We start from the raw sequence: 24,251 nt of genomic DNA on the forward strand, positions 1-24,251 counted from the left end.
TGGAATGAAGACGGCTTGTGGCGCGGCGCTAATAGCCAGTGGCCCTAAAGGCGCTGTTAGCAGTTGATTGTGCCTTCGCTTCACACCAGAAAGAGCTCTGTACACCTGCCTTAAATCCGTTTAATGCAGGTGTGCTTTCACCTGCCCGGGCACTCCCGGAACCGGTCAGGATTCGTCCTGCAAGTTCAAACTTGCATCAACTTTAATGGATTAAACATGAACCTCAAGTTTTCAACCCTGTTGCTGGCAGCTTCCGTTTCTTTGTGTTCTGTCGTTCACGCGGCTCCCGCACCTGCTGCGGGCATGCCCGATGCTGCAACCCTGAAGCAAATCTATGACACCAGCCGCTCGATGTCGGGCTTGATTTCGTACTGTGTCGAGCAAGGTGTATTGAAAAAAGAAAGCCAGGCTGACGCCGGAAAAATGGTGGATTACGTCACTAACATGCCGGCTACGTTCGATAAAAGCGCGGGGGACGCGATGGAAAAAACCGGCCGCCAGGGCATGATCCAAGGCAGTAATGGCAAACTTGTGAATATCAAGGATGCCCCGCAAGGCCTTGAAGCCTGGTGCAAAGGCGCCGATGAAGGCATGCGCCAAGGCTTGAAATCCATGCAGCCATAAACAGTACGAGCGCGCATTAAGACGTTTGTACAGGATGCATCGTTTCGATAGCCCATGAATGCTGAGGGCTGTCGGACTCGGTAATGATCATCCGGATATAACGCATCACAAGTGCCCATTCACTTATTGATATGTGAGTGGGCATTGGCTTACCCCTGTAAGGATTTTTTGTCATGGAAAGAATATTCAGTGCCCGCCTGGCACCTTTGGCGTTTTCGTTATCAGCCTTATTTCTGGCGGGATGTAATGAAGATACCGCCCCCAAAACTGATACAGCCCAGCCTGCTGCTCTCGCCTCGATGGTCATTCCAGTCTGTGTCAATGATGAATGTCTGGTACTGGATCAAAACGGTACGATGTTGGTCAACGGCGATAATACGTATGCCGTGACATTGTCCATACCGCTGACTAACACGTTTATCTTTGCCGAAGACGGTCAATGGAATCTCGCCAATGCCAATGGCTCTCAGATCATTAAACCCAACTTCACGGATGGCCTGCGTTTGCTGACACCGGGTTATTTCGGTTTCGAACGTGATGGCAAGTTTGGCGTGATGGATCAGCAAGGTAATGAAGTTCAAGCGCCTGCTTATGATGAAATCTATTCAGGAGGTGACCTGCCGCCTGGCATGGGTCAGTACATCGTCTACGGGATCGACGAAAAGTTCGGCCTGCTTAGCGCTGATGGGCATGTTGTCACTGAGCCGCTCTTCGACTCTCTAACAACAGACAAAGACATCGCGCTGGCCGGCGGCTGGATTCTTGCCGAACGTGACGCTCAGAATTGGGTGATTAACCTCCAGACGGGGGAAACCAAACAGGTCGGCTTCGATAAGTTCGTTGAATATGCCAACGACCATTTCGTGGTCTCGCTCGGTAGCAAGAAGGGCTTGGCAGACGCGTCAAACAAGCTGTTGACCGACCTCAAATATTACTGGATGGGCGTACCTGGCAATGGTTTGGTTGCGTTCAAGGAAAACTACGACAGCCCCTGTGGCTATCTGGATTTTCAGGGCAAGGTCGCCATTGCTCCGGCCTATGCAGAATGTGAGGTTTTTGGTCAGAAAGGCGCAATGGTTAAGCCCATGACTGCTGACGGCGACAGGGGTAAATTCAGTTTTATCGCACGCACCGGGCAAGCACTGACTGAGCCGACGTTCGACTGGGCCGGACCTGCAGTGCATGCCCCGATGGGCATGTTCAAGAATGCCCCTGGCTATACCCAGACCGGTACGCTGCAAAATATGTTCGTGGCTTATTACGGCATTTTTGACACCGACAAGGGTATTGAACTGCTCAAGCCCGAATACGTGCAGGTAGGGGTTTTGACGCCTGATCTGTTTGTGTTTGCAAAGCCCGATTCGCCTACCAAAACCGTCACGTTTCTGGGCTCCGCCAATCAACAGCCCACGCTGGGCGTGATGAATGCCAGCGGCAAGGTGCTGATTGAACCCGGCCAGTATCTGAACATTACGCTGGACAAAAGTGGCCGTTTTATCCGCGCCATGACCGAATCAACCCGCCAAACAAACACTGCGCTCTACGACCTGAAGGGCAAGCTTCTGGTGCCAGCGCAGTGGCAAAAAGTGGTTATAGATGAAGCGCGCGGCGCGCTATTCGCTTACGCGCTGGAAGGTACGCCAAACGATGAAACCCGCAGCCTGCGAGCCTTGTATAGCCTCAACGGTACGCCAAGTTTTCAGACCCGCACGGTTGGCTGCGATGTGCAGCAAGTGATTGATGGCAGCGGCAAAGTAGTGTGGCCCACCGACCCGGAAAATTTCTGCGGCGAGCCAGAAGATGACGAGGCGGCTGACACCCAATAACCAGGTTAACCATCAAGCCGCCCTTGCTTGCTGCGCAATGGCGGCGTTGCTGTGACGCAGTTTGTTAAACAACGAAATAAGGTCAACACATGGAGTTGAGTGTGAACAATTTAAAGGCACTTACCGGCATCGCGCTGGACCAATTCATGGACCGTGTGGACGCTGAACGTCAGGAACACGATGCCGATACCGCGTTGGCGTCCCTGCGTGCTCAGCCGCTGAAGGCTGATTCTCTGGATGCCATCGACCGCCTGCATGTGTTGTGGGTGAACGCCGGGGATGCGCACGCCGCCAAAGCCGTACTTGAGCAGGATGCTGCTGCGCTATTGCTGACCGTTCCTAGCGCGCAACAGCCTGAGCTGAGCATGAATCTGGCTTTTTTACGCTTGCGCCTGGCCAACTATTTGAATGAAGACAGCGCCATGCTTGAGCAGCTTGAAGCGCTGGCAGCGATGGCGACTCAAACGTTGGACTTCGACGTGGAGCATTATCGCCAGCACCGTCTTTTCGACGAGCTGGAGTGCGGCAGCCTGGAGGTGGCGCTGCAAACCATTGAGGTGCGCCATCGCCTGGCAACTGCCAATCCTGATCGCGTTGCAGTGCAGGCCTGGGACCTGGCGGATCGGCATCAACGGCGTGCCGGGGTGCTGGCGGCTTATGAGCAACACGAACAGGCACGTGAGGCGGCATTACACGCCGTGACCGCCTTACGCACCGCAGGCGCCGATCAGGATGTCGATGCCGCCGACTGGGTATGGCTGGGGAATGCGCTGATCGAAATCATTCCTTTGCGCCTGGCAATGTTTGAACAACCTATCACCCAATTGACGGCACATTTACCCCTGCCTCAACAGCGCGAATGGGAAGTGCAAATGGCGCGTCTTGCTGCGCGTTCCAAATACGCACAAGGCGAACTTGCCCAAGCACTGGAAATCTGTGCGGTGGCAACACTCAGCCTGGACTGTGAGGGAGGTCATAACTTCATCCACTGCCACTTACCGTGGCTGATGGAGAGCGGCCAGATCGACGCCGCTGGGCAGCGCGCATTTCACGACGTTTACGAACTGGGCAGCGAGCTATGGCCTGGCACTGTGCGCCTGGTGCATGAACGCCTGCAAGATCCCGAAGACCAGCGGGTGTGGTGGCCGTTGTGCGTGATGCGCGCCTGCGCGAGGCCTGAGGCGTTGCACGCGTTTATCGAAGCCCTGCCACCCCTCGATACCTGCAGCACTGCGCCCTGCCCCTTGCTCGCAACCCTATATCAAGCCACCGATACTGCACAGAGACTAAACGAGGTCTTTGCCCTGGCCCGTGCCGAAGCGCAACGGCGAGCACCGGATCATTACTGGATCAAGCGTCTGGCGGCAGTGCACGATGGCGAGGCCGGCATCATTGATGCCCCGGCCCAATTGGCCTTGTTGCTGGAAGCTGCCCACGCCGGCAATTTGCAAGACAACCGTACCGCTTTCAGCCTGTTTACAGCCCGCGTGCATGCTCTGGGGGTGATTGCAGCACTGCGACACCCTGCTCCCATTTTTATCTGTGGCTTGCATGCTTATAACTACGCGGGCCACATAGACAATCTGATCGAAGAACAGTCTAAAGGGCTGCCGGCTACAGAACGTCAAGAAGCCAAGGCGCTGCTGGCAAACGCTCAAATCCATGCATACGAGCAAGGATTGGCGCACATGGAGCGTTATTTCGCCAGCGGCACCGGGCATCCCTTCAATGCCTGCACGCACCTGTACTCCATGCTGTGTAACAACCTTGCGATTCAGTACCAATGCGCCCACGAACCTAGTCTGCAAGAACGTGCCATCAACCTGCATCAGCGTGGCATTCAAGCCAGTCCGTTTGCCGAGCACTATGACGGCATCCTTCGGGTATATCGCGATCAGAATAATCACTCGGCCATCGTTGAGGCTGCCGAACAGCTTTGGCATTACGCCCTTGAGTTTGGCTACGGCCGTCATGAACTCGACCAATATATTTGTGACGTTGCCTACGCCTTACTTACCTTGAATCGTAGTGGCGAAATTCTGATCTGGATTGAACGCTTGCTCAAATGCCAGGAAGCACAGGGCATCAGCGATCAGCAATTGACGGCTAACGGGCTGATTTCACGCATGGTGCTGGCACGCTATCTGGCGCACAGCCATCCCGACAATGCATATGCCTTGTGGCAGCGCTATGCCCCTCAAGTCGAGACCGCGAATATGCTGACGCTGATGGTCCAGGCCGCCTCGATGTTCGAGCGTTTGGGACGCAGGGCCGAAGCCATCGAGTATTACCAGCGTGCGTTATTAACCCGTTCAACCGAGGCCGACTGGGCGAACCCGGACGCCTCAGCCATAAAGAAAAGCATTGCAGAGCTGCAACGGGCTGAAAGAGCAGCCAATAAAAGCTGGTGGCAGATATGGAAGTAGTGCCCCACCTGCACCACGGGGGTTACGCACCGCGTAATGCCTTAAATGCAGACGAGCTGAAACAGGGCATTACCGAGCGTAGCCAAACACGGGGCGATGAAACGTCGATCCGCGCATGGTTGCAGAACCACTTTTATCGCCATCTGGTAAGCAACTTTGAGCCTGCACAGCGTATCCACACTCAGGAAGATGCACTCACGGTACTGGGTTGCAGCCCGGCGCCGCGGTGGCTGAGCCGCCACTTCAATGAACAGGACAAGACCGTGCCACTGGTGTGGGTCGACCCCAAGGCGCCGCCCCTGCTGCAACAGGAAGCATTGCTGGTGGAGTTTTTGGCGTCGCGCAGCGGCACGCCACTTGAGGGCAAACTTGAGCGCATTAATTGCCCTCAGGCGCTGATGTTGTGGGAAAAAGAGCATGCGCAAATGGTCACCCGTACAGCGCAAGGCTGGCGTGCCAGTCAGCCTCAAGCCCTGCGCAGCGTGGTGACGTGTGGTGAGCATACGTGGGTTGAGTTGCTGCCAAAAAGCCCATTGCTACGCGCCGAAATGGCCTATGAAAGCTATGCCATGCGCCATTGCCTGGGGCAGTTCGCCGATCGCAAAGCGCTGACCGGAGGCTATGGCGAACACTACGCCCACGCTGCTGAGAACGGTCACATGCGGTTGTTCAGTTTGCGTGACAGCCAAGGCCAGCCGCACATCACGCTCAGCATGACGGTGCACGCGAATGGCGAACTGACCATCGAGCAAGTGAAAGGCAAACAGAACCGTGCACCCATTGAACGCTACGTTGAGCCGCTGCTGAGGGGCCTGAACGCGCTGGGCACTGATCAACAATCACCACCGGACTGTATCGCCATGGGGATTGTGCGCACACACGCAGGCTGGATGCGTATCGAGCAGGTCAGCGATGCCAGCGACCAGACCCGGTTGGTGGTGCGTTATCCGCACCTGTTTGCTCGCCTTGCGGCGCCTTCGGCCATGGTCGAATGGCTGGTTGCAGCCCGTCAGGTCGACCTGTTGCAGCACGTCGAGCCGCAAGCCGCCTCGGTTCGGTATGCCGCACGCCACGTGCTCGCCCCCCTCAACCCACCCGATCTGTCGGATAACCGACACTTCAGCACCGAGGGTGTGCCATGGGTTGGCCTATCTTCTGCGCACGCGGCGGGCATCATCGATTGGCAAGCAAAAACACGGTGAAATATTTGCGATGGTAACGATTCTAATTATTACGATTTTATGCCTGAGTTGGTGGTCGTTCAGAAAGCCGCGCGCTGTCGCAGCTTCGCCCTTCACGCAACGCAAACAGTGGGCACTGACACTGTCCCAACCTATGGTCGACGCCCAGGGGTTGACGGGGTTCTATGACCCGGGCACCACCGCGTTTACAGACCAGACATTGGCGCAGATCAGAGGTCCACTTTTGCATCAATTGGGGTTTCGCAGCACCGCCACCGATGACGAAGTGCGTGCGCATCTGCAAGCAACCCTGGAGCGTCAGTGGTTTGGCCTGGACCTTGAGCATTTGTCGCCCGACGATGATCCTCGCGCAGCCATGGCCTTTGCCTGTATCCGCACAGCGTTTCTGATGCGCTGTGTGATGTTAATGACATGGCTGCCTGAGCAAACGGTTTGGCGCGTGCTGTTACTCAACGCCCAACGTGCACAGGATTGTTTTGCCAGTTGGGAGGATCTGGGCAAGGCGTTCATTGATGGCCGTCAGCAATGGGTAGCGGCCTTTCGGGCTGACCCTTTGGGTGAGCGTTTCAATGAAACGCGGTTGAATCAATTGCTGGCACCCAAGACAGGCGCATGGGCAGGTATGCCTTGGCGCGAGTTACCGGCCTTGAACCCGACGCCTGCGTGATAGCCCTACGCTCGTGATGACAAGGGGGCATTGCGGCCTTGAAAGCATAAGGCGCTCGCAAGAGTATCCTCGCGCGACACCTCTGTGAGGCGTTGCTGAAAGCTTGGACATTGGTCATGGCTGGCCGATGGGCACGCGGCAGCACGACGCAGCTGATCACGCACCGCGCTGACTTTATCTAATAACCGGTCCAGCTCATCAGCCTTGCGGGTGAGTTGTTGCCGGTCTAATGTCACCCGGCCATTTTCTCCCAGCATGGGAGCAATTTCATCCAGTGAGAACGTCAGCGATTGCGCGAGTGTGATCACTGCGAGACGGTCCAGCACGTCTGCGTTGAACACGCGACTCAAGCCGCGTCGGCCTATTGAACGGATCAATCCTTTTTCTTCGTAGTAGCGCAAGGTCGATGCGGGCACCGCGCTGCGCTTTACGACTTCACCAATGCCCAACTCTTTCATGCTTGACCTCAAGTCGACTTGAACCTGCACACTCGCCTTTCAATTAACCCAAACGTCTGCCCGACAAGGGGAACCTGACATGAGCAGTGCTGAAATGATCGCCAGGATGGTAGGAATTGGCTTGGGGGCCACCCTGTTTATGGACCTCGTGGCCTGGCTGCGCAAGCGTCTTTTTAATGTGCAATCACTCGATTACGCACTCGTAGGCCGATGGTTAGGCCATATGGTTTCGGGCACGTTCAGCCATCCCTCAATTAACAGCGCCCGCCCCACGCGGCATGAGCGCCTGATTGGCTGGGGCTTTCATTACCTGACCGGCGTTGTCTTTGCGGGGTTGCTGGTCGCGGCCGTCGGTAAAGATTGGCTCTATCAGCCCACGTTGGTTCCCGCCTTGTTTGCAGGCTTGCTTAGCGTTGCGCTGCCGTGGGTGATTATGCAGCCCGCGTTTGGCATGGGCATCGCGGCTGCAAACACTCCCAATCCGCGCCTGGCACGCCAAAAAAGCCTGCTCACGCACCTGACCTTTGGCCTTGGCTTATATGTGGCGGGCTGGCTGCTGGTTTAGTGGCAGGACACTTTCCACAACTGGTCCAGCCGAGTGGTGTAACTCTGACTCATCAGGTCTCGGCGCATGCCCCAGTCTGGGTGACTCGGCACACTGGCCGCCCGCAGCGTCCCCCTGCCCCAGCGGTTGTTGATCTGGTCAAGGACGGCCATCACCTTGCTGGCTTCGGCGGGCTGGTTAAGGGCAAACAGGTCATCGGAAAACTCGCCCGGTTGGCGCAAGTCGAGCAGCATGACTTCGGCCTTGCTGTATTTGAACCCGGGCTGAAAAACATGCTCCACCGCCTCGACGGCGGTTTTAGTGAGCAGGCGCACGTCATCGGTCGGGTATGGCAACGTCACCACCACCCCTTTGGCGTATTTGGCCTCGTCGGGGTTGAACATCCCGGTACGAATGCTGACGCGAACCTTACGGCAATAAGACTTCTGTTCCCGCAGCTTTTGCGAAGCACGCATCATGTACGTCGCGACCGCTTCTTTGATCGGCGCTATGTCGCTCAAACGTTTGCCAAACATTCGGCTGCAACAGATTTCCTGTTTCGGCGGGTCGGGTTGATCCAGCTCCAGGCACGGCGTGCCCGCCAATTCACGGGCGGTTTTTTCGATCACCACGCTGAATTTTTTACGCAGCATCCAGGGGTCGGCTTTCGCCAAATGCATGGCCTTGGTAATGCCCATGCCTTCCAGATGCGCGCTCATGCGCCGCCCAATCCCCCAAACATCCGAAACGGGTGTATTGCGCAACGCCCAGTCACGCGAAATATCCGGGCACAGATTGACCACCCCACCCGTTTGCTCCTGCAAACGTTTAGCTGTGTGGTTGGCCAGCTTGGCCAACGTTTTGGTCGCCGCGATACCGACACCGACCGGGATACCGGTGCATTGCAAGATACGTGCTCGCAATTGCCGACTTACCTCGGTGACATCTGTAATACCGGTCATGTCCGCGAACGCCTCATCAATGCTGTACACCTCGACGGCAGGCACTTGAGCCTCGATCAGGCTCATCACCCGCTCACTCATGTCGCCGTACAACGCATAGTTCGAGGAGAACGCCCGGATACCGTGCTGCTCCAGGCACTGTTTGATCTGAAAATAGGGCGCGCCCATTTTGATAAACGGTTTGGCGTCATAGCTACGGGCAATCACACAGCCATCGTTATTGCTCAACACCACAATCGGGACCTTGGCCAAGTCCGGGCGAAACACGCGCTCGCAACTGGCATAGAAGCTGTTGCAGTCGATCAGGGCGAACACCGGCTTGGGGTCAGTGACCATGAGTGCGCACTGTATGGGTGATCACACCCCAAATCGAAAGCTCATCGCCCTCCATGATGTAGCGGTTGGGGTATTTAGGGTTTTCAGAGATCAGGATGAGCGTGTTGCCCTTCTTCGACAGCCGTTTGCAGATCGGGTCGTTATTGAGCAACGCCACCACCACATGCCCGTGGCCCGCCTCAATCGCGCGGTCGACCACGGCCAGGTCACCTGAAAAAATCCCCGCATCCTGCATGCTGTCGCCCTCAATGGTGACGAGATAGACATGGGCCGCGCGGAGATTGAGCGCTTGATCGAGGGAGATGTGCTTCTCGATATGGTCCGCTGCCGGTGACGGAAAACCGGCAGGCACCTTGAACGAACACAACGGTCGGCGAACACCACCTTCAGCCAGAGGACCCAACACCGTGAAACCCATGACGCACGCCTTATCTAATAACTGTATAGGCATACAGTAAACTTCGGCAAGCGTTGCAGGTCAATTTATCTGTAGGAAATTTCGACGAGAGGCGCGGTACCAAGTGTCATGACCTGCCGGGCTTAGCGGTGCAGTCATTCGGGGAATATGAATATAAAACGATATTAAATTATCGTTTTACAATCATTTCCTGCTGTTTTATCCTTCGTACCATACGCAGCCTGTGACCTCACACACGTCATGCGCAGAGCCCTTACCCACACAGAAGGATTTTTGAATGAATACCGACCGCTTGGCGAAATACAGCAACATGCTGGCTACTGCGACCTTGATATTGATTGCCTTAATGCTGCTCTCCAATATCGCCTATTGGCTGTTTCCCCAGGTCATGAACGTTTATGGTCCGGGCTTTAACCTGACGGCCCTGACAGACAGCCTCGATGCAAAGACTCAATACATGCCATGGTGGCAAGTTGCAGGTGGAATCATATTGTCCAGTATTCCGTTGCTGATTCTGGCCAAGGGCCTGGTTGCCCTGAGTGCTTTGTTCAAGCTCTACGCCGAGGGTGAATACTTCGCACCAGAATCTGCGCAATTACTGGGTAAAGTCGGGAAAAGTGTCGGGCTGTGGGTACTGATCAGCTTCGTGCTGGGCCCCGTATTAAGCGTCTGGATCACCTTTATGCGTCCGCAAGGGGAGCGCTTGTTTACCATAAGCTTTGGCCCCTCGGATCTGGTTGCCTTGTTCCTGGCAGCCAGTGTCATGATCGTTGCCCGCAGCTTGCACCGCGCATGTGTGTTGGCGCGTGAAAATCAGCAGTTTGTTTAAGAGGTAAGCATGCCCATCGAAATCAAGCTGGACGTGATGCTGGCCATGCGCAAGGTAAAGTCCAAAGACTTGGCACAGATCATCGGCATCACCGAACAAAACCTCTCGCTCCTCAAACAAGGAAAGGTCAAAGGTATAAGGCTGGCGACATTGGAGGCCATTTGTGCAGCACTGGACTGCCAGCCGGGTGACCTGCTGCACTATCGGGCTGATGAAGAGAGTTGATACGCAACATTGCCGATCACTGCGCTGCCCGCTCGCTGCCTAGGCCAGCAAGCGGGTAACCGCGCTTTGCGCTTGCACCCTTGACGGCTTCCATCCGGCCGTCCTGGAGAATTATCAACCTAAAACCTCATCCAACTAGAATTTCATTCTAATTATCAATCCAAATACCGAATAAAAAGCAAAAATAAACACGCTATGCATCGGTATCATTTTTCGACACTCTCAGCCAAGACTGACGACCATGCACGATGCCACCACTCACTATCTCCATTGCGGCAGAGACTCCCAAGCCTACAGCGGTTTGATCAATACCCCCGTGTTTAGGGGCTCAACCATACTGGCCAAAGATTTCAGCAGTTGGGAGGCCAGCAAAAAAGATGGCAACCCATACGCCCACTACGGCCGCTTCGGCACACCGACAACCCGCGCCTTCGAAGACGCCATCGCCGAACTGGAAGGTGGCCACTCAAGCCTGGTATTCCCCTCAGGCCTGGCCGCTTGCGTACATGCCCTGCTCGCCTTCGTGAGTGCCGGTGATCATGTGCTGATCACCGATAATATTTACGGCCCGACACGTAACTTTGTCAGCACGGTACTGACGCGCCTTGGCGTAGCGGTGGAGTTCTTTGCGCCCAGCGCAGGTGCGAACATTGCGCGGCAACTGCGAGCCAATACCCGCGTGGTATTCACCGAATCGCCTGGCTCGCTGACGTTTGAGGTGTGCGACCTGCCGGCTATTTGCCAGGCGGCCCACAGCGTGGGCGCCTTTGTGCTGCTCGACAATACGTGGGCCTCGCCGCTCTATTTCAAACCGTTCGAACACGGCGTAGATGTGTCGATACAGGCTGCAACCAAATACATCGTCGGTCATTCGGATGCCTTGCTAGGAGTCGCTACGGCCAACGAACAGGCATGGTCCCTGTTAAAAGCCGGCGCCCATGACTTTGGCCAAACCGCTAGCCCGGATGACCTGTTTCTGGCGCTGAGAGGTCTGCGTACCCTGCCCGTACGGTTGCAACGGCATTGGAGCAACGGCGTCGAATTGGCCAGCAGCCTGGCACACCATCCGTTGATCACCCGCATCATGCACCCCGCGCTGCCTGGCGACCCCGGCCATGACCTGTGGAAGCGCGACTTTCTGGGTGCCAGTGGACTGTTCGGCATTGAGGTCAATACACAAGACCCGGTGGTATTGGCCCGCTTGTTCGATAACTTAAAACTGTTTGGCATCGGGCTTTCATGGGGCGGCTTTGAAAGCCTGGTCGTGCCCGTAGGGCAGCCTCAGCGCAATCATTGCACCCCGGCGCAGGGCTATCTGATCCGTGTGCATGCGGGGCTGGAGCACATCAATGATTTGCAGCACGACTTCCATCGTGCGCTGGACATCGCGCTCAACAAGCCCTGTGTGGCAGTCGCCTGAGGCTGATCGATGGAACCGTCAGGGGGCATAGCGCAGTGGCAGGCTCGTCGAGTACTTGATCTGCTCCATCGAGAAACTCGAGCTGATGTCCGACAGGCCCGGTATACGAATCAACTGTTTGTAGACCGCGTCATAGGCGGCGACATCAGGCACTGCCACGCGCAACAGGTAGTCGGTATCACCGGCCATGCGGTACACCTCCAGCACTTCTTCGATCGCAGACACCGAGGCATGAAAACTGTCAAGCCAGTCCGGGTTGTGCTGGGTGGTCTTGATTGACACGAACACGATCACCCCCACGTTCAGTTTTTTACCGTCCAACAACGCAACGCGGCCACGAATAATGCCCGCCTCTTCGAGTTTCTGGATCCGGCGCCAACAGGCCGTAGTACCCAGCCCGATTTTTTCGGCGATATCACCTACCGCACGCGTGCAGTCAGTTTGCAAGATTTGCAGAATTGCCTTATCCAGCTTGTCCATGAAAAGTTGAGGCCTTATGCGCAGGGAGATGAAGAACAGCCCGTGGAAAGCTCGGTATAGTCCGACACTCCACCCGCAGACGCTACCGGACTTTTCAGCGCCTGGTATCAATCAGGCCACTTGAAGTACCCGCCAATAACCGTCGCAGACAGTTGCAGCAGCGCCTCATCGGGTTTTTAGGGCATTCAGACGTCTGTACACTGGCCCGCCTCCCCCGGAAAAGAGTTCCCCATGACTACCCCTGATCTGACCTTTATCCCTGATCCTGACCCCGCTTCCATTTCGTCTGATGTCGCCTGTTTTGCGGGCGTACTGGTGTCTACCCAGATCCCGACACATGCCGATGGCAGCCTCGAACTGGGCGGTATCACCGAACAGAGCGAATGCACGCTACAGGCGCTAAAAGTTGCACTGGAGCGTGCAGGCAGTTCAATGGAGCGCGTCATGCACCTGACCATTTACCTTACCGATATGGCTGACCGGGCTGCTTTCAATGAGGTGTACAAGCGTTTCTTCAGCCAACCGTGGCCCGTTCGCGCAGCAGTGGGCGTGGCCTCCCTGGCAGTCGCAGGCATGCGCGTTGAAGTGACCGCAATGGCCGCCAAAGGCTGATGGTGTAACTCAGCGCACGGGCATGGCTTTCTGGCCGCTCTGATAGCAGATGCCTCATCAAGCCGAGGACATTTAAGGTCAGGAAAGAAAAAACGCCCAGCGGTGAATTTTTTCGTGTCTCCATGTATCTGATCCCCAAGAGCGAGTGCCATCACTGCGATGGCATTCAGCGCGCGCAAAACGGGTCTACCCTTCATACGACTGGGTCAGCGGTTTGGAACGGACAGAACAGATAGAAGAGGGACACGCATGATATCTCGCAAGAAAAAGGCCAAGCCCATCGGGTTGAAAGACATCACCATTGTCGACGACACCAAGATGCGCAAGGCAATCACCGCTGCGGCATTGGGCAACGCAATGGAGTGGTTTGACTTCGGCGTCTACGGTTTTGTCGCCTATGTCTTGGGCAAAGTCTTCTTTCCCACTGCGTCCCCCAGCGTACAAATGATCGCCGCATTGGCGACCTTCTCGGTGCCCTTCTTGATCCGGCCTTTGGGCGGACTGTTCTTCGGCGTACTGGGCGATAAGTACGGTCGGCAAAAAGTCCTGGCCGCGACCATCGTCATCATGTCGCTCAGCACCTTCGCCATTGGCTTGATCCCCTCTTACAACTCGATTGGCATCTGGGCGCCGATCCTGCTGTTGCTGGCGAAGATGGCCCAAGGCTTTTCTGTGGGCGGTGAATACACCGGTGCTTCAATCTTCGTGGCCGAATATGCCCCCGACCGTAAACGCGGCTTTCTCGGCAGTTGGCTGGACTTCGGCTCCATCGCAGGCTTCGTGTTCGGCGCAGGCGTGGTGGTGCTGATTTCCACCGTGCTGGGGGAAGAAAAGTTCCTTGAGTGGGGCTGGCGCGTGCCGTTTTTCCTGGCGTTGCCATTGGGCATGATCGGCCTGTATTTACGTCACGCCCTGGAAGAAACACCGGCCTTCCAGCAGCATCTCGAAAAACTGGAGCAAGGTGACCGTGAAGGGCTGGCCGCAGGCCCCAAGGTGTCGTTCAAAGAGGTGGCCACCAAGCACTGGCGTAGTTTGATGACGTGTGTCGGCGTGGTCGCCGTAACCAACGTGACCTACTACATGCTGCTGACCTACATGCCGAGCTACTTGTCACACAACCTGCACTACAGTGAAAACCACGGTGTGCTGATCATCATTGCGATTATGGTCGGCATGCTGTTCGTGCAGCCCCTGATCGGCTTTGTGAGTGACAAGATTGGTCGTCGCCCGTTCATCATCAGTGGCAGCGTGGGGCTGTTTTTCCTGGCTGTACCCGCGTTCATCCTGATCAACAGTGGCAAGCTGGGATTGATCTTCGCCGGGTTACTGATGCTGGCCGTGCTGCTCAACTTCTTTATCGGCGTAATGGCCTCCACACTGCCTGCGATGTTCCCCACGCACATTCGCTACAGCGCACTGGCCAGCGCCTTCAACATCTCGGTGCTGATCGCAGGCTTGACCCCGACTGCCGTGGCTTGGCTGGTAGAAAGCACCAACGATCTGTACATGCCTGCTTACTACCTGATGGTGATCGCCGTGGTCGGCCTGGTAACGGGCATCACCATGAAAGAAACCGCTAACAAACCGCTACGCGGCGCCGCGCCAGCAGCCTCTGATATTGAGGAAGCACGCGAGTTGCTCCAGGAGCATCACGACAACATCGAGCAGAAAATCGAAGACATCGACGCGGAAATCGCCGATCTGGAAGCCAAGCGCAAAAACCTGGCACAGCAGCATCCGCGCATCGAAGAGTGATGTGAGGCGAACCCGAGAGCCACGCACGCTGTGTCATGTGAATGAACAGCGTGCTGTTATTACGCTTTAGGTTCACTTGAGCAAGTCAGTGATCCACCGCATGTATTGCTCTGTTTCCTGGATTTTTTCACGGGGGACTGCCTCGCGCGCCAGGCTCAAGCTGGTCAGGGTCTTGTGTTTTTGTTGTTGCATGCGCTGCCACTTGGCCAGAAACAGCGGGCTGCGCGCTTGCATGAGCAACGGCCCGAAGTACAACTCCTCAGCAGAGTAAGTCACCGGCCCGCTGCGCTCGGCGACGATTATCTCGTAAAAAAAACGGTTCTCGCGCAGCAGCTCCTCGCAGAGGATGCGGTAGCCGTTTTCCATCAGCCATTGGCGCAGAGGCTGTTCACCGCCATTGGGCTGCAAGATCAAACGCTCCTCACCGCTGAGTATTGCCTTGCCGTGTTCGAGGATATCGCGGATCGTCTCGCCCCCCATTCCGCAGACAGTGACGACAGTGATGGCGTCTTGGGCTTCGATCGCTGCCAGACCATTGGCCAGGCGCACAGTGATGTGTTCACTCAGGCCATTTTCACGCACGGTGCGGGTGGCCGCATGGAACGGCGTCAGCGCCACCTCGCCTGCTACGGCTGCCACGATGGCGCCGCGCCGCATCAAGGCCACAGGCAGATACGCGTGATCGGAACCTATGTCCCCCAAACGCCCGCCCGCCGGGACGTGCGCCGCCACACGCTCCAGGCGCACGGACAATGTGTGTTCATTCAAACGATGCTTCCTTTTGACCACGACTGCCCGATACCTCGGGCATTTATCAGTGGGCGGCATGATGCGTGGAGAGGCTTACAGGGTAAAGCGGTGAAACGCGTTGAAGTCAGGCTTGAATGCCTAATCAGCGTGTTCGCCTTGAAGCCGGGGATAGACGTCAAGCGCTTCGGCCTCGGTGAGTGTCGAAAACCAGAGCGCCGATTCCCCTTCGGCACACGCGAACGGGTAATTGATCGCACGCCCCATCTCACGGCCTACCGGATATACGATGACCGTGTGCGGATCCTGCGCGTGTTGCATGAGGCGCAAAACTGGCCGCCGATCCTGCCGACCCACTGAACCTCTCATAAAAACTCACATACTTCTTCCCTCGTATCCCGTCAGCGATTGCTACGCTTTATCACGACAACACGGCCTGCAGCGCCGTGCAACGTTCTCTCCGACAATCGAGTCCCCATGAACACTTATTTTCGCCTGCTCTGCCTGTTGTTGATGACACTTCCCCTCGGCGCTCAGGCCCATGAGCCCGAATCCTTGACTCTGGTTACCCTTGCGGACGGCAACCGGGGCACCAAGAATACGGTGGATTTAGGGGCGACTGGTTCCACACAGGGCGATCTGTTTGTGTTTGACCAGCCCCTGATGAATGAAGATCAACAGGATATCGGCAGCAACAGTGGTTACTGCGTTAATACACAACCTAGCGTTCACAGCCAGTGTCAGTGGACACTGCTGTTCCATGACGCAACAGGCAACGTCGAAGGCACTCTAGTGGTGGCCGGACAAGAGCACGAGGTCGGCACATCAGTGGTGGCGGTCATCGGCAGCACCGGGAAATATGCCGGGTTTACGGGTGAAATGAGCTCGCAACCCAACGGCAATGGCACTTTCACCCAAACATTGAAGTTGTCCCGACCAATCCCCTGAAAACCGCAACGGCGCGAACTCCGCCAGGATTACTTCAACCACCTTGCACTCTGAAGCACCTGACCATCCTTGCTACACGGTCGGTGGATTCCAGCCGATCGCTGGAACCCACTGGCGGTGACAAACCTGGATTGGTTATTGCGTTAAGACCAAGACCGACGTCAAATTTGTAGGACGCAACTGTCAGACATTAACGCCGTAAGCGGTCATCCCGCTCCTGATTTCTGCCGACCCATTGTGAGGGCAGATTGACGTTCCTAGACTCCGCTCGCCGAAGGGCAAAAACCACACTCCAAAACGAATCGTTCAGTCTCTCTAAGAGAAAAGAGGCTGCAACCGCTCACGTCCAAGGAATCACTCTCATGACAACGATCTCCCGAGTCGCTTTTCTGCTACTACTCACCAGCGCTTTGGCAGCGTGTGCCAGCAACCCCAACGTATTGCAACTCCACAAAGTTACCGCCGAAACGATCGGGCTTGCCTCTACCGATGAGTTGACTATGGGACCCGTGACCAAAGGCAAGGAGGACTTCCTCGGCGGTGCCGAACTGGCCTTCAAGGCCACCACAGCCAAGGGACGCGTGTTCAACTGCTCAACCTTCATGACACCGGGCATCCTTCTGGAACCGCCGAAGTACTCAAGGCTAACTTGCACGAAGTAAGCTCGACTCTGCTGACCCTGACCGGCAGCACCTCGGCCATCTTTTCTGTCGCGCATTTCTCGCCCCCGTGTCAGTCCAGGCCAAATCGCTGAAGCCCAACCACACAGCACCGGCACGAATGGCATCCGGGATCATCACGCAACGCGACGCCGCCGACTTCACCATGCGCGAACAAGGGCGGGCGCCTGAGAGATTGGGAGGTGTCTTATCGTGAATGTCGTACTCGACCAGGTAGACATCTTCGTTGACTACATAAGCTTTTCACTCACCACGCACTTCGTTGAACACGTACAGGTAACCGCCGCGCAAGTGACGCACGGTGTAGTGGGCGTTATCGGTGGGCAGCGGTACTGATTCCAGGCCCTCGCCAAACGGCGCCTGGATCGCTGGCGCACTCTTAGTGGCCGGTTGTGCGACGGCATAACGCAGCGGCATCAGTGCCAGGCCCTGTTGATCGCAGATCGCGCAGATTTTTGAAGGATCACATTCCGCCATCAGTTGGCGCTTGCCTTGGAGCGAGCCTGTTCATATGCCTCGGCCGCAGCCCGAGCCTCCCGTATATATTCAGATCGACGAAGTTCCTCTGCTGCGCCAAAATCGGGCAACTCGCCAGCCCTCAACGGCTCAGTCTGCCGATAGGGGTCATTGGCCGGGATTTGACACGCGGCTTCGATATCGGCGGGCCAGCGAGGTTGACGACAGGTCTTGAGTGCCAGCCAGCGGAAAAACCCCCAGACCACGCTCAGAAGGAATACAACTCCCGACTGAGAGGCATTCAGCCAGCCCATATGGATGAGAAGACAGTTTCGTAAGGTCGGCTGGGTCGAGAGTGATAAAGCCAGCGGTGGATAAGGCAGAGAGGCGGGAGACTCTTCCATATATAATCGAATTGTTTCCCAGTGCTGCAAAATCTCCGCTTGAGTTTCACCGTATTGACCGACAGCAAAGGTATACCGCACGATTTTTTCGTCATCCAAGACATGGCCACGTAAGTCATAAATATCGTGAGAACCGTCACGAGAGCGTCCGACAAACCAGAAAACGTCATCCCAACCCAGCGCCAAGACTCCATTCGCACTATTATTTTTAAAGATGTAAACTTTCCTATTCAATCGGTTAAAGCGAATAGGGTAGTAAGTAAAGCAAAAAAAATCCTTAATCAAAATCAGGAGAAAAATCACAATGAAAAATATACCAAGCAATGAAGTCATCCCTATGGCGAACTCCACCTGAAACGATGATAAGACCAGATCACCATAGAGCACCAAATACAAATCGAATCCAAAGAAAATCATAAACGCGAGACATACACTCGCCACAAGTGAACCCCCCATTGCTGCCCAGCCGCGCAGAAAAAAATATCGATCCACACACTCTACAAAAACACTGTTAATTTTAACTAACCCTTTATCAATAGGAGGCAATTTTATTGCCGTACGGCGACTAATTCGATTCTGGACCTCATAGTCATCCAACACACGATTTACTTTATACCGGGTCAACCAGCCATCATAAATCAAGGATCGTTTTCTCATTACTGTGTCTCCTGATAGTCTAGGCCCATCAAAGCACACCAAGATCTTTCCTGCTCTTCTGCCGAATGAAAAAAACCATGTTCATTTACCCCAAAAGAAACTTTATCCAACCATATTTCCACCTGATTATCGCGAATTAAATTGATAAGCCAATCTCCTAGCATCGACAGCCCAGCCAGTATTAAAAAAAGTAAAAATCCTAGCCCGGCACTTAGCACACCAAACAGCACCAACAACGTTAAAATAAGCCCCAACATCCCGGTAGCACCTCGTAAAAAAGCAATAGGCTTATCCCCAACAGCAGCAGCTTCTGATGCGGCGATGAAATCAACAACTGCCGTTAAAACTCCACCAACAGCTCCTAATATTTTTGCTATCGATCCGAGCCGTCCCAAACGTACAATCCAATGTTCACGCAGTATTTTGAAAGGCGTAGCGAGACGTAGCTGCTCTGCTGGAAGTTTCTTCAGGATCCGATCCATCAAATCAACTCCTGCCCCGGTCAAACCAAACGCCGCCGCAGTCAAGTTGACACTGGATTTAGCTGTATATCCCTCCTTATCCACCAACTGCACCGCCATATACGCATTCCATCCATCCAGTATCCCGCCCACCACGCCTGCACCGACATCCATCTTGGCCAACCTCGGCAAGTTCGCATGCCGTTGCGCGATCACCCTGCGTAATTCGTCCTGGCTCATCAGCAACGGTGTGTTGCTGTTCAGTTTGCCGCGACTGTCGACACTCAAGGCTTTGCCTACATCTGCGTCGTACATCAGGGTCCAGCTAAATACCTTTTTCTGCCGCGAATTTCTCGCCCCCGTGTCAGTTCAGGCCACATCGCTGAAGCCCAACCACACAGCACCTGCACGAATGGCGTCCGGGATCATCACGCAACGCGACGCCGCCGACTTCGCCATGCGCGAACAAGGGCGGGCGCCTGAGAGATTGTGCGACGGCGTAGCGCAGTGGCAGCAGTGCCAGGCCCTTTTGATCGCAGATCGCGCAGATTGCTGAAGGATTACATTCAGGCATCAGCTGGCGTTTGCCTTGGAACGAGCCTGTTCATATGCCTCGGCCGCAGCCCGAGCCTCCCGTATATATTCAGATTGCCGAAGTTCCTCTGCTTCGCCAAAATCGGGAAATTCGCCAGCCCTCAACGGCTCAGTCTGCCGATAGGGATCATTGGCCGGGATTTGACACGCGGCTTCGATATCAGCGGGCCAGCGAGGTTGACGGCAGGTCTTGAGTGCCAGCCAGCGGAAAAAGCCCCAGACCACGCTCAGAAGGAATACAGCTCCCGACTGAGAGGTATTCAGCCAGCCCATTTGGATGAGAAGACAGTTTCGCAAAGTCGGCTGAGTCGAAAGCGACAAGGCTAGCGGCGGATAAGGCAGAGAGGCAGGAGACTCTTCCATATATAGGCGGATCATTTCCCAGTGCTGCAAAATCTCCGCTTGAGTTTCACCGTAGTGCCCGACAGCAAAGGTGTACCGCACGATTTTCTCGTCATCCAAGACATGACCACGCAAGTCATAAATATAGTGAGAACCATCACGAGAGCGTCCGATGAACCAGAAGACTTTATTCCAATCCAGAGCCAATACACCATTTTTATCCTTATGAAGAAAAATATAAACCTTTCTAGTATTTCGATTGAAGCGTATCGGATAGTAGGTATAACAAAAAAATTCGCGAAGTAGCGCAAACTTTAACACCCAAAAAAACATACTTAAAAACAAAAACGAAAAAAACCAAACCATAATTGACGCGGCCACCGGAGGTAGCTCACCACTGTTAAGCGGCTTATTGGCAACTATAAAAAGCATTACAGATGCCCATAGGGTAAAAATGGCTATGACTCCCCCACCTACGGCAGCATAACCTCGAAGAAAAAAATAACGATCAATATACTCTAAAAATACGCTATTAATTCTCAAAACACCTTTATCTATTGACGGAAGATGTATACCAACCTTTCGATCTAACCTCGCTTGGATTTCAGACTCATGAACAGATCGACTAACTCTATATTTGGTTATCCAACCATCAAATGGGTTTTCACTTGGACCTCTCACTCTATATGCTCCTTACCACCAACCATAGAAAACCATGCGTTTTGTTGCGCCTCAAAAGATTCATATCCATTCACCTTTTCCGCTCCAAACGGAGTTTTATCAAGCCAAATCTCAACTCCATTTTTTTTGAACATACCAATCAGCCAATCGCCCAGCATTGAAATTCCAGCAACCATCAAAAAGAGGATGAACCCTACCCCAGCAGTCATACTGGAAAACACAACCAAAATAACGATTAAAGCGCCCAGTCCTGCTGTGGCAAAACGAAGACCTGCGGTCAATAAATCTCCATTTCCCAAAGCTTCGAGACCGCTCATTAAATCAACCAGGGAAGTCAAAATACCTCCGAGAGCACCCAGCCATTTTGCTATAGTACCAAGTCGCCCCAGACTTAGCCTCCAACGTCCTGCTATCAACTGAAAAGTGTTAGCCAACCGTAGTTGCTGAATTGGGTACCTGCTCCAAACTCTATGTGCAATATCCGCCCCTGCCCCGGTCAAACCAAACGCTGCCGCCGTCAAGTTGACACTGGATTTAGCTGTATATCCCTCCTTATCCACCAACTGCACCGCCATATACGCATTCCATCCATCCAGTATCCCGCCCACTACGCCTACACCGACATTCATCGTGGCCAACCTCGGCAAGCTCGCATGCCGTTGCGCGATCACCCTGCGTAATTCGTCCTGGCTCATCAGAAACGGTGTGTTGCTGTTCAGTTTGCCGCGACTGTCGACACTCAAGGCTTTGCCTACATCTGCGTCGTACATCAGGGTCCAGCTGAATACCTTTTTCTGCCGCGCATTTCTCGCCCCCGTGGGTTCACGCACCCCAGCTTGTTTTTCCAGCTGCCGAAGTTCCCGCGTGACCTTGTCCTGCAAGGCCTTGCGATCAATCCCCGGCTGCAGCAGCGCAACTTTTTCACTGATGATGTGCGCCATCTGTGCCTCGGACGCCGTGGTCGACAACGACAGGATCTGCTTGCCCGACAACGCCCCCAGCAGCCCGAGCATGCGATAGCGAACACTCAAGTCCAGTGCCCCCGAGGCCCCGGCTTTCAACGGATTGCCCAAGCTGCGCACCAGCGCTCCGGAGATCTGATGCGCCAGCCCGGCAGCCCTGGCCAGACCGCCGCTGACCAGGCCTTTGTCGTATTCGTCCAGCACATGACCAAACGCATTCAACACATTGCGCCACGCAAATGGGTTGCCCAGTACCAACTCTGGTGTGGCGGCTTCGTCCAGGCGTTCAGCAATCCGATCATTGTTCAACACCAACGCCCGCATCGTCAGGTTGTTGGGGTCGCTGTAACGCCCACGCAGATCCTCCACTAGTTTGTCGATGATCAACGGGTGCCCGGTCAGTCCGGTCAAACTGGCGGTCACCAGGGTGGTAAAGCACAAGCCACTGTCCCATTCTTCTGCGTCGTGGTTGCACAGCATGCTTTGCCGCAATGGCTCACCCCAGTACCAGCCTGCCAACGCTTTCACCAGCGGTGTGACGGTGGTCTGCATAAACTGCTCAAGATCTACCTGGAGTTGCTCTTCAAACGCAATGCGATCAGCTTCACGGTAGTTGTCGATGTAGCGCGCCCAGGCGTCGGTGCGCGCTTTTGCTTCCTTCGCGGCAGGTAGGGAAGAAAAGATCAGCTCATTGCGCTCACGTGCTGCCTCATCCCATTCCGGGTGCAGCGGCATGCCTTCGAAGGTGGCATAGCGTTCGCCTTGATGACGCGCCAGTGCCGTGGCCACGGCGTCCTCTTCCAGCATCTGGCGCAGGCCCTGGATCGCGGTCGAGGTGGTCTTTTTCCAGTCGCGATCATCCTCCTGCTCAAACCGCTCGACCCGGCCGAGGGTCAGGGCATTGAGCTCCAACGTGATGCCCAGCGGGTCGGCCAGCGCGACCATGGCAGGCGGCACACCGCGACCTGACGTTTGTGCACTGACCAAGAACGCTTCCAGTTCAGCGTGGCAATTCTGGAAGTCCTGTGGGGAATGCATAAAAGCCTTGTAGCCGTGAACATTGACGCTTTGTAAGCGGATGCCGGGCAGGTGTGGGGCGGCAGTCTGCGAAGCCGCCGCCGATTGAGCAGGCAGGTGGTATTCGGCGACCACCTCCCGCGCCTTGCTCAGACCGGTCAGGTGGGGCTGCACGGTCTGGCTCTTGGCCCAAGCACCCAGGTCGATGCGCCGCATATGCTTGTCGCGATACGCCGCTTGCCGATGTCGCTCCAGCACCCTGTCAGTCCAGGCCACATCGCTGAAGCCCAACCACACAGCACCGGCACGAATGGCATCCGGGATCATCACGCAACGCGACGCCGCCGACTTCGCCATGCGCGAACAAGGGCGGGCGCCTGAGAGATTGGGAGGTGTCTTATCGTGAATGTCGTACTCGACCAGGTAGGCATCTTCGTTGACTACATAAGCTTTCCACTCACCACGCACTTCGTTGAACACGTACAGGTAACCGCCGCGCAAGTGACGCACGGTGTAGTGGGCGTTATCGGTGGGCAACGGCACCGCCTCCAGGCCCTCACCAAACGGCGCCTGGATCGCTGGCGCACTCTTAGTGGCCGGTTGTGCGACGGCATAACGCAGCGGCATCAGTGCCAGGCCCTGTTGATCGCAGACCGCGCAGGCTTTTGAGGGGTCGCATTGGCTCATTGGGCCTCCTTTGAATGATGCAGTTCTTCGTCATTGATCCTCAAGCACGCACCGACGTAGGTGGAATGCCCCATACGTACCGTTTGTAGAGCATTCGCTAGTGTTGGGTGCCGATGAATGCCTGCACCAAACTGCAACGCCTGAAAGACATACAGTTGCAGGTCGGCTGCCTCGCTTAGCCCGTCGTCAAGCGCACGTCGCAAGCATGATTCGATTTGTCGAACCGATGTGATGTCCAAAGCGTTGCTTGGCTCTCGCCGGTGCAGGTTTTTCAATATTCGATTTAGGATGCTTATGCGCCCTAACGATAAGAGTTGTTGCGGCTCCAGAATCAACGAATAAGTTTTCAGCTCAGGGCGAACGGTTTTCTGCCATTCACCGCAACGCGTCGGCCAGTACCAAGCCTCAGCCGGTCCCATCAAGGACGCCAACTGCGCAGGCGTGAATATCCAACACAAGTGCTCAAAGACCCGAGGATCGTAAAAACGCAAAAACAGTTGCTCATCCGAGGTGTTTTTTATCAGCAAACGACGTCCCAAGTGGCGGACCATCCTTTCGACGGGTTCAGTGCTTTTAATAAACCCGCAGAACAATGGTCGTTCGTTCGCGCGCTTCCAATCCCAGGTACGCTGTACTAATTCCAAACGGGATGTGAACGACAGCTTAAGCAGGTCGACCAGTACAGGTAGCTGACCAGGCAAAGCACTCAGCCGTGGAGCGCTTAAGGGGTGATGAGGCAGGTCAACCCAAAGGTCGCGATCAACGTCAAAAGGGTTGACCAGCGCAAAGGGGCAATCCGTTATAAGGCGATGCTCCCGAACAACACTCATA

The 24,251-nt window shown here is 55.2% G+C and carries 24 protein-coding genes and 1 pseudogene; 14 read left to right on the forward strand and 11 right to left on the reverse strand.

From position 1 onward, the window contains the following. The first annotated feature begins 216 nt into the window (after positions 1-216). The 5 genes from GYN01_RS00005 to GYN01_RS00025 all read left to right on the forward strand — a co-directional run bounded on the left by GYN01_RS00005 (position 217) and on the right by GYN01_RS00025 (position 6,745). Positions 217-624: a hypothetical protein gene (locus tag GYN01_RS00005; protein ID WP_048402877.1), complete on the forward strand. Its 408-nt coding sequence runs from the start codon at positions 217-219 to the stop codon at positions 622-624. 173 nt (positions 625-797) lie between these two features. After that, complete coding sequence (locus GYN01_RS00010; RefSeq protein WP_203306374.1) at positions 798-2,450, forward strand: WG repeat-containing protein; 1,653 nt, start codon at positions 798-800, stop codon at positions 2,448-2,450. A 101-nt stretch (positions 2,451-2,551) separates the two neighbouring features. Further along, positions 2,552-4,876: a tetratricopeptide repeat protein gene (locus tag GYN01_RS00015; RefSeq protein WP_338053126.1), complete on the forward strand. Its 2,325-nt coding sequence runs from the start codon at positions 2,552-2,554 to the stop codon at positions 4,874-4,876. Then, complete coding sequence (locus GYN01_RS00020) at positions 4,867-6,078, forward strand: PcfJ domain-containing protein (protein ID WP_203306376.1); 1,212 nt, start codon at positions 4,867-4,869, stop codon at positions 6,076-6,078. Before GYN01_RS00015 ends, GYN01_RS00020 begins: the two co-directional genes overlap by 10 nt. A gap of 133 nt (positions 6,079-6,211) precedes the next feature. Then, positions 6,212-6,745, forward strand: coding sequence for a DUF1266 domain-containing protein (locus GYN01_RS00025; protein WP_238936056.1), 534 nt, complete (start codon positions 6,212-6,214; stop codon positions 6,743-6,745). Between the two features lie 5 nt (positions 6,746-6,750). Here GYN01_RS00025 and GYN01_RS00030 read toward each other — a convergent pair whose 3' ends face one another. Beyond that, the gene (locus GYN01_RS00030) at positions 6,751-7,203 is read right to left on the reverse strand and encodes a helix-turn-helix domain-containing protein (protein WP_203306378.1); all 453 of its coding nucleotides are present in this window, start codon (positions 7,201-7,203) and stop codon (positions 6,751-6,753) included. Between the two features lie 79 nt (positions 7,204-7,282). Between GYN01_RS00030 and GYN01_RS00035 the strand changes: the two genes are divergently transcribed. Beyond that, a complete protein-coding gene (locus tag GYN01_RS00035; protein WP_203306379.1) occupies positions 7,283-7,768 on the forward strand; it encodes a DUF2938 domain-containing protein in 486 nt (161 codons plus the stop codon). Here GYN01_RS00035 and umuC read toward each other — a convergent pair. Both umuC and GYN01_RS00045 read right to left on the reverse strand, forming a co-directional pair. Continuing rightward, positions 7,765-9,045, reverse strand: coding sequence for a translesion error-prone DNA polymerase V subunit UmuC (gene umuC / locus GYN01_RS00040; RefSeq protein ID WP_238936057.1), 1,281 nt, complete (start codon positions 9,043-9,045; stop codon positions 7,765-7,767). The genes GYN01_RS00035 and umuC overlap by 4 nt on opposite strands. Then, positions 9,035-9,463 (reverse strand): LexA family protein, encoded by a 429-nt coding sequence (locus GYN01_RS00045; protein ID WP_048365524.1) that lies wholly within the window; start codon positions 9,461-9,463, stop codon positions 9,035-9,037. Before GYN01_RS00045 ends, umuC begins: the two co-directional genes overlap by 11 nt. Before the next feature lie 277 nt (positions 9,464-9,740). Here GYN01_RS00045 and GYN01_RS00050 point away from each other — a divergent pair, with 277 nt between their 5' ends. From GYN01_RS00050 to metC, 3 genes are all read left to right on the forward strand, one after another. Next, positions 9,741-10,292 (forward strand): DUF2975 domain-containing protein, encoded by a 552-nt coding sequence (locus GYN01_RS00050; protein ID WP_048365523.1) that lies wholly within the window; start codon positions 9,741-9,743, stop codon positions 10,290-10,292. Between the two features lie 9 nt (positions 10,293-10,301). Continuing rightward, positions 10,302-10,517, forward strand: coding sequence for a helix-turn-helix domain-containing protein (locus GYN01_RS00055; protein WP_048365522.1), 216 nt, complete (start codon positions 10,302-10,304; stop codon positions 10,515-10,517). A 241-nt stretch (positions 10,518-10,758) separates the two neighbouring features. Continuing rightward, positions 10,759-11,937, forward strand: coding sequence for a cystathionine beta-lyase (gene metC, locus GYN01_RS00060; protein WP_048402883.1), 1,179 nt, complete (start codon positions 10,759-10,761; stop codon positions 11,935-11,937). 18 nt (positions 11,938-11,955) lie between these two features. Here the strand turns inward: metC and GYN01_RS00065 are convergent, their stop codons facing one another. Then, a complete protein-coding gene (locus tag GYN01_RS00065; RefSeq protein ID WP_048365520.1) occupies positions 11,956-12,417 on the reverse strand; it encodes an Lrp/AsnC family transcriptional regulator in 462 nt (153 codons plus the stop codon). 231 nt (positions 12,418-12,648) lie between these two features. Between GYN01_RS00065 and GYN01_RS00070 the strand changes: the two genes are divergently transcribed. Next, entirely contained in the window at positions 12,649-13,029 is a 381-nt protein-coding gene (locus GYN01_RS00070; protein ID WP_048365519.1) for a RidA family protein, read from the forward strand. 249 nt (positions 13,030-13,278) lie between these two features. Then, positions 13,279-14,784 (forward strand): glycine betaine/L-proline transporter ProP, encoded by a 1,506-nt coding sequence (gene proP, locus GYN01_RS00075; protein ID WP_048365518.1) that lies wholly within the window; start codon positions 13,279-13,281, stop codon positions 14,782-14,784. Between the two features lie 72 nt (positions 14,785-14,856). Here the strand turns inward: proP and GYN01_RS00080 are convergent, their stop codons facing one another. Next, positions 14,857-15,552, reverse strand: coding sequence for a tRNA (adenine(22)-N(1))-methyltransferase (locus GYN01_RS00080; protein WP_048365517.1), 696 nt, complete (start codon positions 15,550-15,552; stop codon positions 14,857-14,859). 90 nt (positions 15,553-15,642) lie between these two features. Between GYN01_RS00080 and GYN01_RS22450 the strand changes: the two genes are divergently transcribed. From GYN01_RS22450 to GYN01_RS00095, 3 genes are all read left to right on the forward strand, one after another. Further along, a complete protein-coding gene (locus GYN01_RS22450; RefSeq protein ID WP_193387786.1) occupies positions 15,643-15,891 on the forward strand; it encodes a type II toxin-antitoxin system RelE/ParE family toxin in 249 nt (82 codons plus the stop codon). A gap of 117 nt (positions 15,892-16,008) precedes the next feature. Continuing rightward, entirely contained in the window at positions 16,009-16,479 is a 471-nt protein-coding gene (locus GYN01_RS00090) for a dirigent protein (RefSeq protein WP_203306380.1), read from the forward strand. Between the two features lie 362 nt (positions 16,480-16,841). Further along, on the forward strand, positions 16,842-17,141 hold the full coding sequence (locus tag GYN01_RS00095; protein ID WP_048402885.1) for a hypothetical protein: 300 nt from the start codon (positions 16,842-16,844) through the stop codon (positions 17,139-17,141). Here the strand turns inward: GYN01_RS00095 and GYN01_RS22540 are convergent. The 6 genes and pseudogenes from GYN01_RS22540 to GYN01_RS00125 all read right to left on the reverse strand — a co-directional run bounded on the left by GYN01_RS22540 (position 17,124) and on the right by GYN01_RS00125 (position 24,250). Then, positions 17,124-17,636 (reverse strand): annotated as a pseudogene (locus tag GYN01_RS22540) (toxin VasX). The gene GYN01_RS00095 and the pseudogene GYN01_RS22540 sit on opposite strands and share 18 nt — an antisense overlap. Beyond that, positions 17,636-18,676: a DUF6708 domain-containing protein gene (locus GYN01_RS00105; protein WP_203306381.1), complete on the reverse strand. Its 1,041-nt coding sequence runs from the start codon at positions 18,674-18,676 to the stop codon at positions 17,636-17,638. The pseudogene GYN01_RS22540 and the gene GYN01_RS00105 overlap by 1 nt, the downstream one beginning before the upstream one ends. Next, positions 18,676-19,452 (reverse strand): hypothetical protein, encoded by a 777-nt coding sequence (locus tag GYN01_RS00110; protein WP_048402889.1) that lies wholly within the window; start codon positions 19,450-19,452, stop codon positions 18,676-18,678. Before GYN01_RS00110 ends, GYN01_RS00105 begins: the two co-directional genes overlap by 1 nt. Before the next feature lie 258 nt (positions 19,453-19,710). Further along, positions 19,711-20,754: a DUF6708 domain-containing protein gene (locus tag GYN01_RS00115; protein ID WP_048402891.1), complete on the reverse strand. Its 1,044-nt coding sequence runs from the start codon at positions 20,752-20,754 to the stop codon at positions 19,711-19,713. Beyond that, on the reverse strand, positions 20,751-23,420 hold the full coding sequence (locus GYN01_RS00120; protein ID WP_203306382.1) for a T6SS effector BTH_I2691 family protein: 2,670 nt from the start codon (positions 23,418-23,420) through the stop codon (positions 20,751-20,753). The genes GYN01_RS00115 and GYN01_RS00120 overlap by 4 nt, the downstream gene beginning before the upstream one ends. Next, on the reverse strand, positions 23,417-24,250 hold the full coding sequence (locus GYN01_RS00125; protein ID WP_203306383.1) for a DUF4123 domain-containing protein: 834 nt from the start codon (positions 24,248-24,250) through the stop codon (positions 23,417-23,419). Before GYN01_RS00125 ends, GYN01_RS00120 begins: the two co-directional genes overlap by 4 nt. Position 24,251: the final 1 nt, after the last annotated feature.

The sequence above is a fragment of the Pseudomonas weihenstephanensis genome (assembly GCF_016812185.1).
Classification (GTDB): domain Bacteria; phylum Pseudomonadota; class Gammaproteobacteria; order Pseudomonadales; family Pseudomonadaceae; genus Aquipseudomonas; species Aquipseudomonas weihenstephanensis.

Coding starts and splice junctions, on each gene's coding strand:
- GYN01_RS00005 (WP_048402877.1), top strand. CDS start 217: ATGAACCTCAAGTTTTCAACCCTGTTGCTGGCAGCTTCCGTTTCTTTG.
- GYN01_RS00010 (WP_203306374.1), top strand. CDS start 798: ATGGAAAGAATATTCAGTGCCCGCCTGGCACCTTTGGCGTTTTCGTTA.
- GYN01_RS00020 (WP_203306376.1), top strand. CDS start 4,867: ATGGAAGTAGTGCCCCACCTGCACCACGGGGGTTACGCACCGCGTAAT.
- GYN01_RS00025 (WP_238936056.1), top strand. CDS start 6,212: ATGGTCGACGCCCAGGGGTTGACGGGGTTCTATGACCCGGGCACCACC.
- GYN01_RS00030 (WP_203306378.1), bottom strand. CDS start 7,203: ATGAAAGAGTTGGGCATTGGTGAAGTCGTAAAGCGCAGCGCGGTGCCC.
- GYN01_RS00035 (WP_203306379.1), top strand. CDS start 7,283: ATGAGCAGTGCTGAAATGATCGCCAGGATGGTAGGAATTGGCTTGGGG.
- umuC (WP_238936057.1), bottom strand. CDS start 9,045: ATGGTCACTGACCCCAAGCCGGTGTTCGCCCTGATCGACTGCAACAGC.
- GYN01_RS00045 (WP_048365524.1), bottom strand. CDS start 9,463: ATGGGTTTCACGGTGTTGGGTCCTCTGGCTGAAGGTGGTGTTCGCCGA.
- GYN01_RS00050 (WP_048365523.1), top strand. CDS start 9,741: ATGAATACCGACCGCTTGGCGAAATACAGCAACATGCTGGCTACTGCG.
- GYN01_RS00055 (WP_048365522.1), top strand. CDS start 10,302: ATGCCCATCGAAATCAAGCTGGACGTGATGCTGGCCATGCGCAAGGTA.
- metC (WP_048402883.1), top strand. CDS start 10,759: ATGCACGATGCCACCACTCACTATCTCCATTGCGGCAGAGACTCCCAA.
- GYN01_RS00065 (WP_048365520.1), bottom strand. CDS start 12,417: ATGGACAAGCTGGATAAGGCAATTCTGCAAATCTTGCAAACTGACTGC.
- GYN01_RS00070 (WP_048365519.1), top strand. CDS start 12,649: ATGACTACCCCTGATCTGACCTTTATCCCTGATCCTGACCCCGCTTCC.
- proP (WP_048365518.1), top strand. CDS start 13,279: ATGATATCTCGCAAGAAAAAGGCCAAGCCCATCGGGTTGAAAGACATC.
- GYN01_RS00090 (WP_203306380.1), top strand. CDS start 16,009: ATGAACACTTATTTTCGCCTGCTCTGCCTGTTGTTGATGACACTTCCC.
- GYN01_RS00095 (WP_048402885.1), top strand. CDS start 16,842: ATGACAACGATCTCCCGAGTCGCTTTTCTGCTACTACTCACCAGCGCT.
- GYN01_RS00105 (WP_203306381.1), bottom strand. CDS start 18,676: ATGAGAAAACGATCCTTGATTTATGATGGCTGGTTGACCCGGTATAAA.
- GYN01_RS00110 (WP_048402889.1), bottom strand. CDS start 19,452: ATGTACGACGCAGATGTAGGCAAAGCCTTGAGTGTCGACAGTCGCGGC.
- GYN01_RS00120 (WP_203306382.1), bottom strand. CDS start 23,420: ATGAGCCAATGCGACCCCTCAAAAGCCTGCGCGGTCTGCGATCAACAG.
- GYN01_RS00125 (WP_203306383.1), bottom strand. CDS start 24,250: ATGAGTGTTGTTCGGGAGCATCGCCTTATAACGGATTGCCCCTTTGCG.